Origin of the sequence: Paracoccus homiensis (assembly GCF_900111675.1) — a bacterium.
In the GTDB taxonomy this organism is placed as follows: domain Bacteria; phylum Pseudomonadota; class Alphaproteobacteria; order Rhodobacterales; family Rhodobacteraceae; genus Paracoccus; species Paracoccus homiensis.
Window position 1 is genome coordinate 18,188 of the sequence record NZ_FOHO01000009.1, and the last position, 12,302, is coordinate 30,489.

General features: G+C 64.0%; 13 protein-coding genes. 4 read left to right on the forward strand and 9 right to left on the reverse strand.

Annotated features, from left to right (window positions below; translation table 11 throughout):
• Positions 1–12 precede the first annotated feature (12 nt).
• The 5 genes from nusB to BMX67_RS12590 are packed head-to-tail and all read right to left on the reverse strand — an operon-like array spanning position 13 to position 3,323.
• Positions 13–480, reverse strand: coding sequence for a transcription antitermination factor NusB (gene nusB, locus BMX67_RS12570; RefSeq protein ID WP_090735538.1), 468 nt, complete (start codon positions 478–480; stop codon positions 13–15).
• On the reverse strand, positions 477–1,028 hold the full coding sequence (locus BMX67_RS12575; protein WP_090735541.1) for a 6,7-dimethyl-8-ribityllumazine synthase: 552 nt from the start codon (positions 1,026–1,028) through the stop codon (positions 477–479). Before BMX67_RS12575 ends, nusB begins: the two co-directional genes overlap by 4 nt.
• A gap of 4 nt (positions 1,029–1,032) precedes the next feature.
• The gene (gene ribB / locus BMX67_RS12580; RefSeq protein WP_090735544.1) at positions 1,033–2,151 is read right to left on the reverse strand and encodes a 3,4-dihydroxy-2-butanone-4-phosphate synthase; all 1,119 of its coding nucleotides are present in this window, start codon (positions 2,149–2,151) and stop codon (positions 1,033–1,035) included.
• Positions 2,141–2,674, reverse strand: coding sequence for a hypothetical protein (locus tag BMX67_RS12585; protein ID WP_245739442.1), 534 nt, complete (start codon positions 2,672–2,674; stop codon positions 2,141–2,143). The genes ribB and BMX67_RS12585 overlap by 11 nt, the downstream gene beginning before the upstream one ends.
• A 49-nt stretch (positions 2,675–2,723) precedes the next feature.
• A complete protein-coding gene (locus BMX67_RS12590) occupies positions 2,724–3,323 on the reverse strand; it encodes a riboflavin synthase (RefSeq protein ID WP_090735549.1) in 600 nt (199 codons plus the stop codon).
• Between the two features lie 160 nt (positions 3,324–3,483).
• Here BMX67_RS12590 and BMX67_RS12595 point away from each other — a divergent pair, with 160 nt between their 5' ends.
• The 3 genes from BMX67_RS12595 (at position 3,484) to BMX67_RS12605 (ending at position 8,067) form a co-directional block, all read left to right on the forward strand.
• Positions 3,484–4,827: a capsule biosynthesis protein gene (locus BMX67_RS12595; protein ID WP_090735552.1), complete on the forward strand. Its 1,344-nt coding sequence runs from the start codon at positions 3,484–3,486 to the stop codon at positions 4,825–4,827.
• 173 nt (positions 4,828–5,000) lie between these two features.
• Positions 5,001–6,053 carry a polysaccharide biosynthesis/export family protein gene (locus BMX67_RS12600; protein WP_483874351.1) on the forward strand — a complete coding sequence of 351 codons (1,053 nt, stop codon included), beginning with the start codon at positions 5,001–5,003 and terminating at the stop codon, positions 6,051–6,053.
• 16 nt (positions 6,054–6,069) lie between these two features.
• Entirely contained in the window at positions 6,070–8,067 is a 1,998-nt protein-coding gene (locus tag BMX67_RS12605) for a capsular polysaccharide biosynthesis protein (protein ID WP_090735554.1), read from the forward strand.
• On the opposite strand, the gene ribD is transcribed toward BMX67_RS12605, so the two are convergent.
• Both ribD and nrdR read right to left on the reverse strand, forming a co-directional pair.
• Complete coding sequence (ribD, locus tag BMX67_RS12610) at positions 8,064–9,068, reverse strand: bifunctional diaminohydroxyphosphoribosylaminopyrimidine deaminase/5-amino-6-(5-phosphoribosylamino)uracil reductase RibD (RefSeq protein WP_281249170.1); 1,005 nt, start codon at positions 9,066–9,068, stop codon at positions 8,064–8,066. The two genes, BMX67_RS12605 and ribD, sit on opposite strands and share 4 nt — an antisense overlap.
• Before the next feature lie 3 nt (positions 9,069–9,071).
• Entirely contained in the window at positions 9,072–9,536 is a 465-nt protein-coding gene (gene nrdR, locus BMX67_RS12615; protein WP_090735559.1) for a transcriptional regulator NrdR, read from the reverse strand.
• 154 nt (positions 9,537–9,690) lie between these two features.
• Between nrdR and BMX67_RS12620 the strand changes: the two genes are divergently transcribed.
• A complete protein-coding gene (locus BMX67_RS12620; RefSeq protein ID WP_090735834.1) occupies positions 9,691–10,362 on the forward strand; it encodes an SDR family oxidoreductase in 672 nt (223 codons plus the stop codon).
• Here BMX67_RS12620 and BMX67_RS12625 read toward each other — a convergent pair.
• On the reverse strand, positions 10,359–10,784 hold the full coding sequence (locus BMX67_RS12625; protein WP_090735562.1) for a secondary thiamine-phosphate synthase enzyme YjbQ: 426 nt from the start codon (positions 10,782–10,784) through the stop codon (positions 10,359–10,361). The two genes, BMX67_RS12620 and BMX67_RS12625, sit on opposite strands and share 4 nt — an antisense overlap.
• Before the next feature lie 3 nt (positions 10,785–10,787).
• Positions 10,788–12,260, reverse strand: a complete 1,473-nt coding sequence (locus BMX67_RS12630) for a DNA recombination protein RmuC (protein ID WP_090735565.1) — start codon at positions 12,258–12,260, stop codon at positions 10,788–10,790.
• Positions 12,261–12,302: the final 42 nt, after the last annotated feature.

Below are 12,302 nucleotides of genomic sequence, written 5' to 3' on the forward strand. Positions count from 1 at the left end.
AAAGTCGCCGTGTCAGGCAGGAAATGCGTCAGGGCGCAGGTCGCGGGCCACGTGATCCAGGACCGCGTTGACGAATTTCGGTTCGCGACCCTCGGGAAAGAACGACTCGGCCAGTCGAACATATTCGGTAATGACCACCTTGGCCGGCGTTTTCGGAGTCGACAGTTCGGCCCCGGCCGCACGGAACAGGGCGCGCAGAACCGGGTCGATGCGGTCGATCGGCCATTTCGCCACCAGACCGCGATCGGTCGCGCGGTCGATCCGCGACTGCCACATCACGGCATCGTCGACGATGCGGGTGAACAGCGTCTCATCCGCTTCGGGCTGGGTGCCCTCTTCTTCCTCGGCACCGATACGATAGGTGCGGAATTCGCGCATGACGCGATCGGCGGACTGGCCTGCGGCCTCCATCTGGAACAGCGCCTGAACGGCATAAAGACGGGCGGCGCTGCTAAGCGCGCGGCGATCTGGCTTGGTCATGTCCGGGTCTGTCCTTCGATTTCACCGGCCAGGCGAATGACGTCGTGATCGCGCGGTGCCGGGCTGTCGATGCCGGATTTGCGCCATTTGCGGGCCAGCGCGACCAGATGCAGCGCGGCCGCCGCGGCACCGCCGCCCTTGTTCTGACCGTCGGGATTTGCGCGCACCTCGGCCTGCGGCATGTTTTCGACCGTCAGAATGCCATTGCCGATGGCGTGGCCTTGCAGGCCCAGCAGCGTCAAGGCACGCGAGCTGTCATTGCAGACCGTGTCATAATGCGTCGTTTCGCCCCGGACCACGCAACCAAGCGCGACATAGCCGTCGTAATTCGCCCCACGCGTCGCAAGGGCGATCGCCGAGGGGATTTCAAGCGCGCCGGGCACCTCGACCAGATCGACCGTTGCACCTGCGCGCTCGGCGATGTTGCGGGCACCGGCGACCAGATCATCGGCGATCGCCTTGTAATAGGGCGCAACGACGATCAGCAAACGCACCGGAGCCTGAAACTCGGGCAGAGGCAATTCGTGATGCTGGCTGTTGGATGCCATCGATTCACTCCTTCGGGATAGGCCGGGTGGAATGAATGGAAAGACCGTAGGCGTCAAGCCCCACGACCTTCACCGGCGCGGAATTTGTCAACAGGACCAGTTCCGACAGGCCCAATGCCGACAGGATCTGCGCCCCCAGCCCATATTGGCGCAATGTATGCGGACCCGGTTCGCCCGGAATCGACAATGCGTTGGTCAGATCGCGGATCAGCACCACGACGCCCCTGCCCTCATCCCCGATGACACGCATCGCGGCCGCCAGATCGCCCGCGCCTTCGCGGCCGATACCCAGAACGTCGTGCAACGGGTCCAGCGCATGCATCCGGACCATCACCGGGCCCGGCGCCGTCAGATCGCCCTTGGTCAGGACGATATGCTCTGCCCCTTGCGTTTCATCCGCGAAGATCCGCATCATCCAGTCGCCGCCATGCTGGGAATGCACGGGCTTCTGGTTGCGTTCGGCGATCAGGTTGTCGTGGCGGCGGCGATAGCGGATCAGATCGCTGATCGTGCCGATCTTCAGCCCGTGTTTCTTGGCAAAGCCGATCAGATCGGACAGGCGGGCCATGCTGCCGTCTTCGTTCATGATCTCGCAGATCACGCCGGCGGGGTTCAGCCCGGCAAGGCGCGCGATATCGACGGCGGCCTCGGTATGCCCGGCGCGGACCAGCACGCCGCCCTCGCGTGCGCGCAGCGGAAAGACATGGCCCGGCGAGGCGATGTCCTGCGCGCCCTTGCTGCTGTCGATCGCTACGCTGATGGTCCGGGCGCGATCATGGGCGCTGATGCCGGTGGTGACGCCTTCGCGCGCCTCGATCGACATGGTGAAGGCGGTTTCATGGCGGCTGCTGTTCTTGGGGCTCATCAGGGTCAGCCCCAGGGCGTCGATCCTTTCGCCGGTCATCGACAGGCAGATCAGACCGCGCCCATGGGTGGCCATGAAGTTGATCGCATCCGGTGTCGCCATCTGCGCGGGAATGACCAGATCGCCCTCATTCTCGCGATCCTCGTGATCGACCAAGATGAACATGCGCCCGTTGCGGGCATCCGCGATGATATCCTCGATCGGCGAGATGTCTGCCGACAGGGACTGCTCGACCTGGCCCGGCTGTTCAAATTGCATGGCTTGCCCTTTCGAAATAACGCGCAGCGGTGACAAAGCCAGCCAATCCGCCCGCGCCACAGATTTCCTTTTCGTGATCGGTCTCGCCGACCAGAAGAACGGCGTCCCCCGGCAGGCCCTGCCGGTGAAGCCATGATTTCATGAGATCGCGCATTCCCGCCCAGCTGCTGCCGAAATGCGGCAGGTCCTGTGCCGAAACCGCCCCGATCCGCCGCCCAAGCGCCTGCGCGTCAAGTCCCGGCGCGGCGCCAAGGTGACGTGCCGCGGCCAGCGATGTCAGTTTCCGCGCGGCATCGGCGGGCACGGGATCAAGGTCGCGAAACACGCCGAGCCCGTTTGACGAAAACAGAAACGCCACCAGATCGCGCCCGGTCGTGGCCCGGACCCCGGCATAGGTCTTGTAATCCAGCCCAAGCGCCTGCGCGCGGCGCACCCGAAGGCGCACGACTTCGACCGGCAGCACCGGTAACAGCCGCTTGCGCGCGGCGGTCCAGCAATGCGTGCGCCATGCAGTGCCCTGCATCTGCGGTCCCTGATTGTGCCCGATGCCCGCGCCCGTCATCGTCCGGACCTCAGGACGCGGTCGCTTCGGCAAGCCGCGCGACATAGCGGGCCAACGTGTCGATTTCCAGGTTGATGGCATCACCCACCGCCACGTCGCCCCATGTCGTGACCTGCTGGGTATGCGGGATCAGGTTAATGCCAAAGCTGTCGCCCTGAACCTCGTTCACCGTCAGCGATGTGCCGTTCAGCGCCACCGAACCCTTGGGCGCGATGAACCGCGCCAGCGCGGCGGGCGCGGTGAAGGTCAAGCGCACGCTGTCGCCTTCGTCCGTCATCGCCGTCAGCCTGGCGACGCCGTCGACATGGCCGCTGACGATATGGCCGCCCAGTTCATCGCCCACCTTCAGCGCCCGTTCCAGATTCAGGCGGCGGCCCGGCTGCCAGTGCTGCATGCCGATATTCGTCTTCGAGATCGTCTCGGCCGAGATATCGACGTCGAACCAGTCCTGCCCCTTGGCAACCACGGTCAGGCACACGCCGTCGCAGGCAATCGACGCGCCCATATCGACGCCCGCCATGTCATAGTGACAGGCGATCCGTGCCGTCATGTCGCCCTTTTGTTCAACCGCCTGAACGGTGCCAATATCGGTGATGATCCCGGTGAACATTGCATTATCCTTGTTGACAGAACTGACCTAGGCCATCCCCCGCCATCGCGCAAGCATCTGGCCCAAGCCCCCGTCCTTCTTGTCACTGGTAAGCCCGGTCGCGACATGGCAAGGTGGGGCGGTTAACTTTTCCTAAGCCCTTCGGCCCTATGTATTTCTGATGAAGCAAGACGCCCCGCCACTGCCAGGCTTTGCGCAAGCCGCCGACGGATCGGCCCTGCCGCCGGTCGATCAGCGCGTGTTTCTGATGCTGCAGGGGCCACATGGGCCGTTCTTTGACCGTCTGGGCGCGTTGCTGCGTGCGGCGGGTGCGCAGGTCTGGCGCGTGGGCTTCAACGCGGGCGACGAATTCTTCTGGTCCGACAGTGACCGCTTTATCCGTCACGAAGGCACGCTGCATGACTGGCCGCCGCATCTGGACCGGATCATCACGGAAAAGGGCGTGACAGATATCGTCCTTTACGGGGATGTGCGGCCGATCCACGCGGTGGCGCGCGCCGCCGCCGAGGAAGACGGCATCCGCATGCATGTCTTTGAGGAAGGGTATCTGAGGCCCTACTGGATCAGCTATGAACGCGGGGGCTCGAACGGACATTCGCCGCTGATGCGGATCCCCTTGGGCGACATGCGTGCGGCGCTGCGCGATACGCTTGGCGACGTGAAACGGCCGCCGGCAAGCTGGGGCGACATGCGGCAGCACAAATTCTATGGCGCGCTGTACCATTTCCTTGTGATGGTGCGGAACCGCGCCTATCGCAATTACCGCGGCCATCGCGATATCAGCGTCCGCGAGGAATTTCGCCTGAACCTCAAACGGTTGCTGATGATGCCCGCCTATGATCTGCAACGGCGTCGCAGATGGCGGCAGGTGCGTCGCAGCGGTGCGCCCTATTCGCTGGTCCTGATGCAGCTGCAACATGATTCAAACTTTCAGGGCCATTCCAGGTTTCGCAGCAACGCGCAGTTCATCAAGGTGGTCATGGCCGATTTCGCCAAGGCCGCGCCGACCCATCACCACCTGATCTTCAAGGCCCATCCGCTTGAGGATGGGCGCTCGCAGAACCTGCGCACCATCCGGCGCTTTGCCCGTGAATACGGGTTGCAGGGTCGCGTTCATTACCTGCGCGGCGGTCGTCTTGCGGCGATGATGGCGCTGGCGAAGTCGATCGTCACCGTGAATTCGACCGGGGCGCAGCAGGCACTGTGGCGCGGCATCCCGGTCAAGACGCTGGGTCGCGCGATCTATGAAAAGCCCGGGATCGTTTCGCCGCAATCGCTGGCGGATTTCTTTGCCGACCCGCAGCCGCCCGATCCGGCGGCCTACAAGATCCTGCGCGATTTTCTGCTGCAGACCAGCCAGATCCCCGGTGGATACTATTCCGAACGTTCGCGCAGTCATGCCCTGCGCATCGTCAGCGACCTGATCCTTGAACCCGAGGATACCTATGGTTTGCTGGCCGCGGGCCGTAGTGGAATTCGGCAACAGGTCACCGACAGTTTCTGATCCACACAATCTGTTGTGGCCTTCATCACCTTTCGGCGATAGATTTGTACCAATTGCCGCGAAGACGGCGCACGACTACAGGAGTTCACGAGGTGACAGCCTTTCTTTCACGCAACCTGGCGGCGCGTGCCTCCATGCTTGCGTCGCTGATTTTTCTCACTGCCTGCGCTGCGTTGCCCCGCTCGGGTCCGAACAAGCCCGAAATCTATGACGGGGCCGTGGAACGCGGCGGCGACGCTCAGGTGATTTTCGTCAATGACCATGTGACCCGGGCGTCCAATTTCACCCCGGCTTACGGCTTTTCGAACAGTTTTCGCAATGCCAGCGCCGTCGGTGCGGATGAAATCCGCGCGGGCGATGTGCTGGGGCTGTCGATCTGGGAAAACGTCGATGACGGGCTGCTGACCTCGCTTGGGGCGTCGTCCAGCCAGTTGCAGCAGATCCAGGTCGACAGCGGCGGCTATATCTTCGTGCCCTATGCCGGGCGCGTGCGTGCCGCAGGCTCGACCCCCGATCAGCTGCGTCAAGTGATCACCACGCGGCTCAGCGAACAGACCCCGGACCCGCAGGTCACCGTGACCCGCGTGGCGGGCGATGGCGCGACAGTTTCGGTTCTGGGCAAGGTCGTCGGTCAGGGTGTCTACCCGATCGAGCGTCCGACCCGCAGCCTGTCGGCCATGCTGGCCAAGGCGGGCGGTGTCGCGATCGAACCCGAAATCGCGGTTGTCACCGTCAAACGCGGCAACAGCACCGGCAAGGTCTGGCTGACCGATCTGTATGCAGGGGCGTCCAACGACATCGCCCTGCGCCCCGGCGACATCATCCTGGTCGAGGAAGATCAGCGCAGTTTCACCGCGCTTGGCGCATTGGGCGGTCAGACCCGCGTGCCCCTGGGCAATGAAATGATCAGCGCGATCGAGGCGATTGCCATGGTCGGCGGTCTGAACTCGAACCTGGCCGACCCGACCGGCGTGTTCGTTCTGCGCGACGAGCCCGAGGCCGTTGCAAGCAAGGTTCTGGGCAAGCCGGTCTACGGTTCGCAGCGGATGGCCTATGTGCTGGACCTGACGCGCCCCAACGGTCTGTTCCTTGCCCGCGATTTCTACATTCGCGACGGCGATACCGTCTACGTCACCGAGGCGCCGATGGCCCAGTGGCGCAAGCGGATCGGCGCGGTCGTGGGGACGATCGGTTCGGTCAACTCCGTCCAGAACCTTGCCAACTGATCCCGGACCCCGTCCGATGAACGACCATGAAGCCGCCGGGAATTCCCGGCGGCTTTTTGTCTATACGGCCGGTTTCTGGCGCCAGCCCCGCATCAGGCGTATCCTTGCACTTGCCGGGTGGGACATTCGCATGGGCCTGCCCTTTGCGGGCGATCATGTCGGCATCTGGGGGGCCAGCCCCCATGCTTGGCGCGGCCGCGCGGTGGCAAAACGTCGCGATGCGCGGATCGTCACGGTCGAGGATGCCTTTCTGCGATCCATCCTGCCGGGACGCGCGCGTCATACCGTGGCGCGGCGTGGACCCATAGGGCTGCTGATCGATCCGGTGGGCCTGCATTTCGACCCGACTGGACCATCCCTGATCGAACGCCTGGCGACATCGCCCGATGCAGGCGCGGAACGGGGTCGGGCCACCGAACTGATCGCAAGATTGCGGGCCTTGGATCTGTCGAAATACAACGCCCATCTGCCAGAGAACGCTCCGCCCAGGCCGGGCTATGTTCTGGTGGTCGATCAGACACGGGGTGACGCGTCGCTGATGGGTGCGGATCGCGGCCTGTTTCTGACGATGCTGCAAGCCGCGCGTGACGAAAACCCGGGGCGGCGCATCGTGCTGCGCAGCCACCCCGAAACCGCGGCAGGGCTGCGCCCCGGCCATCTGACGGCCGATGACCTGCATCCCGACGAGGTGATCTGCGACGCCCCGGTTTCACCCTGGAGGCTGGTTGAAAACGCCCACGCGGTCTATGCCGTCAGTTCGCAATTGGGCTACGAGGCGATGCTGGCGGGGCACCGGCCCGTGCTGTTCGGGCAACCTTTCTATGCCGGCTGGGGCAACAGCGATGATCGTAATCCCATCGCGCGCCGGTCTCCGGTCGATGTGCCCGCCCTGTTCGCCGCCAGCCATATGCTGGCCCCCGTCTGGTACGATCCCTGTCGCGATCGGCTGACCGATCTTTCCGGCGCGATCGATCAGTTGCAGGCCGAGTCAAAGACCTATCGTCAGGATCACGGCGGGCATCTGGCGCATGGCATGCGTTTGTGGAAACGGGGCTTCATCTCGAAGGCGTTCGGCGATGGCAAGGGGGTGCGCTTTACCGCAAGGCCCGATCCATCGGTGACGCTTGTCTGGGCAGGCAAGGCGCAGCCCGACAGCCGCGCGATCCGGGTCGAGGATGGGTTCATCCGCTCGCGCGGGTTGGGCGCGCAGCTTGTGCAACCCTTGTCACTGGTCGCGGATGATCTGGGGATCTATTACGATCCGTCGCGCGAAAGCAGGCTTGAACGCATGATCGCGGACGGTCCGCCACCGGGGTGCGAGGCGCGGGCGGCCGCCTTGATCGCGCAGATCCGGCAGCTTGCCCTGTCGAAATACAATCTGGCCAGTGCTGCACACATGATGCCCGATACTGCTGGTCGCAAGGTCATCCTGGTGCCCGGACAGGTCGAGGATGACGCCTCGGTCCGTCTTGGCGGCGGGGCCGAGCGCAGCAATCTGGACCTGTTAAGCCGGGTCCGGCGCGACAACCCGGATGCGTTCATCACCTACAAGCCGCATCCCGATGTCGAAGCCGGGTTGCGCCCCGGTCGGGTCGAAGAAGCCATGCTGCGCAAGCTGGCCGATCACATCGCACGGCACGCCGATCCCCTGACGCTGATCGCCAATAGTGATGAATTGTGGACGATCAGCTCGACCATGGGGTTCGAGGCGCTTTTGCGTGATCTGCCGGTCGTGACCCTTGGGGCGCCCTTCTATGCCGGTTGGGGGCTGACGCGCGATATGGGTCCGGTGCCGCCACGGCGGCAAGCACGCCCCTCGCTGGCGGCCTTTGCCTATGCCGCGCTGATCGCCTATCCGCGTTATCGCGACCCGGTCACGGGCCTGCCCTGCCCGCCAGAGGTTGCGCTGGACCGGTTGGCCGATCCCGACCTGACGGCGGGGCCACCGATGCTGCGTCTGCTGGCCAAGGCTCAGGGCGCACTGGCTGGTCACAGTTGGATATGGCGGCGCTAGATCGCCTGCCACCGGTGGAACAGATCGCCTCCGATCGTCCGCGTTTCGATCAGCCGAAACCGCGGCGCGTGCGACAAGGCAGGCAGGTCCATCGGCCCGGTGCCCGGGCGTCCGTCGGCGCCGATAACGACCCCGGCGGTATAGCCGATCAGATGATCGACCAGCCCCGCGCGCAGCAGGCTGCCCGCCAGCACACCGCCCCCTTCGCAGAAGACGCGGGTGATGCCGCGATCGGCCAGTTCGGCCAGCGCGGCAACCGGATCGCCTTGCAGATGCCACAGCGGCCCGAATTCGGCACCTTCGGGCGGAAGGCCGGGGATGTCGCCGCCCAGTACCACGCGCACGGGCTGGCGCGGGGTGGCGATGCCGCGCACGTTCAGGCGCGGGCGATCCGCGCGGGCGGTCCCTGCCCCGACCAGAACCGCGTCATGCTGGGCACGCAATGCGTGAACATGGGCGCGGGCGGCCTGCCCGGTGATCCACTGGCTGTCACCATTCGCGGTGGCGATGCGCCCATCGAAACTGTTGGCCAGCTTCAGCGTGACGAAAGGACGCCCGCGTGTGATGCGGGACAGAAAGCCCGCCTGCAAGTCACGGGCCTCGGCCTCCATCACGCCTTCCACCACCTCGACCCCGGCGTCGCGCAGGATCGCATGGCCACGACCGGCGACGCGGCTGTCGGGATCGGTCAATGCGCTGACGACGCGCAGGACGCCCGACTGGACCAGCCCCTCGGCACAGGGGGGGGTTCGACCGTGATGGGCGCATGGTTCAAGCGTGACATAGGCCGTTGCGCCCCGCGCCAGATCGCCTGCGACGTCCAGGGCCATACGCTCGGCATGGGGGCGGCCGCCGGGTTGGGTCCAGCCGCGGCCTACGATCCGACCCTTGCGCAGAAGGACACAGCCCACGGCGGGGTTCGGCCAGACATTGCCCAATCCGCGCCGCGCAAGGCGCAGCGCATGGGCCATGTGGCGGCGGTCGTCCTGCGTTGCCGGCACGGGCTATTCGGGAAGATTGTTGGGGCGAAGTTCGGACACGAACTTGTCGAAATCGTCGGCGTCCTGAAAATTCTTGTAGACGCTGGCAAAGCGGACATAGGCGACGTTGTCGATGCGTGACAGTGCCTCCATCACGATCTCGCCGATAGCCTTGGATGGAATATCGGTTTCGCCGGTGCTTTCCAGACGCCGGACGATGCCGCTGATCATCTGTTCGATGCGATCAGGTTCGACGGCGCGTTTCTGCATCGCGATGCGGATCGAACGTGCCATCTTGTCGCGATCGAAATCTTCGCGCTTGCCGTTCGATTTCACCACCACCAGATCGCGCAGCTGGACCCGTTCATAGGTCGTGAATCGCCCGCTGCAGGCCGGGCAAAAGCGACGCCGCCGGATCGCGACATTGTCTTCCGCAGGACGTGAATCCTTGACCTGCGTATCCACATTTCCGCAAAACGGGCAGCGCATCCCTTGTCCCCTCTGACCCAGATTCCCCATACACTATAGGTAAATGGCCAGCGGTTGGGTAGCGTTATCCACAGGCCACTAGATGCAGGGTCTGGAACCTGTGTCCCGAAAGCCGCGTTCCTCGGCAGAATTCGCAGACGAAAGTGACCTTCTCATGGCCAAGACTCTTTTCATCACGGGCGCATCCTCGGGGATTGGCGCCGCCACGGCGCGGGCTGCTGTCGAACAGGGCTGGAACGTCGCCCTGATGGCGCGCAGCGCGGACAAGCTGACATCGCTGGCACAGGATCTGGGCGAAAAGGCCCTGCCGATCGTGGGCGACGTGACGCGGATGGCGGATCTGGATCAGGCGGTGTCGGACTGTATCGGCAAATTCGGCGGCATCGATGCGGTGTTTGCGAATGCCGGGCGGGGACTGGACAAGCCCGGCACGGTCGAAGGCGATCTGGACGATATCCGGGGCATGATCGAACTGAATATCACCGCGCTTGTGCAGACCGCCCGCGCGACCCTGCCTGAACTGAAAAAGACCAAGGGCACGCTGGTCCTGACGGGGTCATCCGCCGGACGGCAGCATATCAAGGGCTCGATCTACGGCGCGACGAAATGGTTCGTGCATGGCTATGCCGGGAACATGGCCGATGAAATGCGTGAATGGGGCGGTCGCTGCGCGGTTGTCGCGCCGGGCATGGTCGACACCCCGTTCTTCGACAACGGCGCCCCGGACAAGCTGCAACCGCAGGACGTGGCAGAGGCCGTCATTCAGGCGATCACGGCCCCGCAGCGCGCCGCGATCCGGGAAATCTATCTGATGCCGCAGAACTAACCGGGAATGAATGCCGCCACGACCTGCCGACGATGCGGGGCGTGGCGGTGTTCGACAAGGTAAACACCCTGCCAGCGGCCCAACGCCATCCGTCCGCCGATGACCGGGACCTGAAGGCTGGTCGGCAGCACGGCAGATTTCAGATGCGCGGGCATGTCATCCGGCCCCTCATGGCGATGGACAATCCAGCGCATGTCGGGATGGTCAGCCTGCGGGGCGATCCGATCCAGCCAGTTCAGCAAATCGACCTGAACATCGGGATCGGCGTTTTCCTGTATCAGCAGCGAACAGGACGTGTGCCTGACCATCAGCGTCAGAACTCCGTCCTGCACGGCATTGTCGCGCAGCCATTCAGACAGCCGGTCGGTGAATTCGTGGAAGGCTGGCCCTGCCGTGTCGATCTGGATCAGGCTGTGCAGCATGACCTAGCCCGTCTGCGAGGATTGATCGGGATGCGGCAGTTCCCCGACCTCGGCACCATCGTGATCGATCGCCATTTTCTTCTGTGCCCGCGCGCCCAACTCGCGCAGCATCTCGACCTGACGGATCACGTTGCCCGATCCGCGCGTCAGGCGATCCATAGCCTGACCATGCGCGCGATTGGCCTGATCCAGCGATTTGCCCACCTGCTCCATCGAGTCGACGAAGCCGGCAACCTTGTCGTACAGCGCGCCGGCGCGTCGCGCGATTTCCATGGCGTTGCTTTCGCGCCGCTCGACCGCCCAGATATGTTCCACCGTCCGCAAGGTCAGCATCAACGTGGTCGGCGTCGTCAGACCGACACCACGTTCCAGCGCAAAGGCGGCAAGCGATGGATCAGCGCGCAACGCCTCGGAGAAAGCGCCTTCAATCGGGATGAACATCAGAACGTAATCCACTGAATTATCATCCATTTGATGATACCCCTTGTCACCAAGCGTGGTGATGTGGGTGCGGATCGCGGCGACATGGCGACGCAGCGCGGCCTCGGCCTCGGCAGGGTCCTCACTGTTGACCGAGAGTTCATAGTCATTCAGCGAAACCTTGCTATCGATGACCATGATCTTCTGCCGTGGCATCTTGACGACAACGTCGGGTCGCCACAATTTGCCGTCCTCGTCGCGCCAACTGGACTGGATGTCGTAATGCGTGCCGGATTGCAGGCCCGATTCTTCCAGGATGCGTTCCAGAACCATTTCGCCCCATGCGCCCTGTCGCTGTTTTTCGCCCTTCAGCGCACGGGTCAGGTTGACCGCCTCGCGCGAAATCTGTTCCGATCTCTGGTGCAGCGTCAGGATCTGTTCGCGCAGGCGGGCGCCCTCTTCGTCCAGAACCTTGTTGCGGGTCTGCAATTCGGTCTGAAAGCGGTGCACCTGATCGCGGAACGGTGTCAGCAACGCCGACAGGTGTTCCCCCTGTGAGCGCTGCATATCGGCCCGCTGCACCCGCAGCGTTTCCGATGCCATCAGCTTGAACTGGCCGGTCATTTCTTCGCGCAATTCACGCAAGGTCTGAATCTCACGCGCGGCATTTTCGCGATCTTTTTCGGCCCGCAGCCTGGCCTCGGCCAATTCGGTCTGGATCTGTGCGGCCTGTTGCCGGGCCTGATGCAGCGCGTCTGTCAGACCGTCGCGTTCCTCGGCCAGTTCGGCCAGCCGCGCCCCGTGGGATTCAAGCCGGACATCCTGCTGACCAAGACGCAGTTCGGCCTGCCGCAGATTGTCCGAGAACTGATCGGCGCGGGCCTTTTCCGCGGCGGCCTGATCGCGGCTTTCGGCCAGGGCAGATGACAGCGCCACCTGATCCTGCCGGCCACGGCGCCAGATCAGCACCACCGCCCCAAGCGCCAGCACCGCCAGTCCCAGCATCAACTGCAACCGCGACACATCATTGAACCAGGCGGCGATCTGTTCGGACATGCTGTCTCCATTCGCGAAATCTGCGCGGAGTGTTCACTTTTT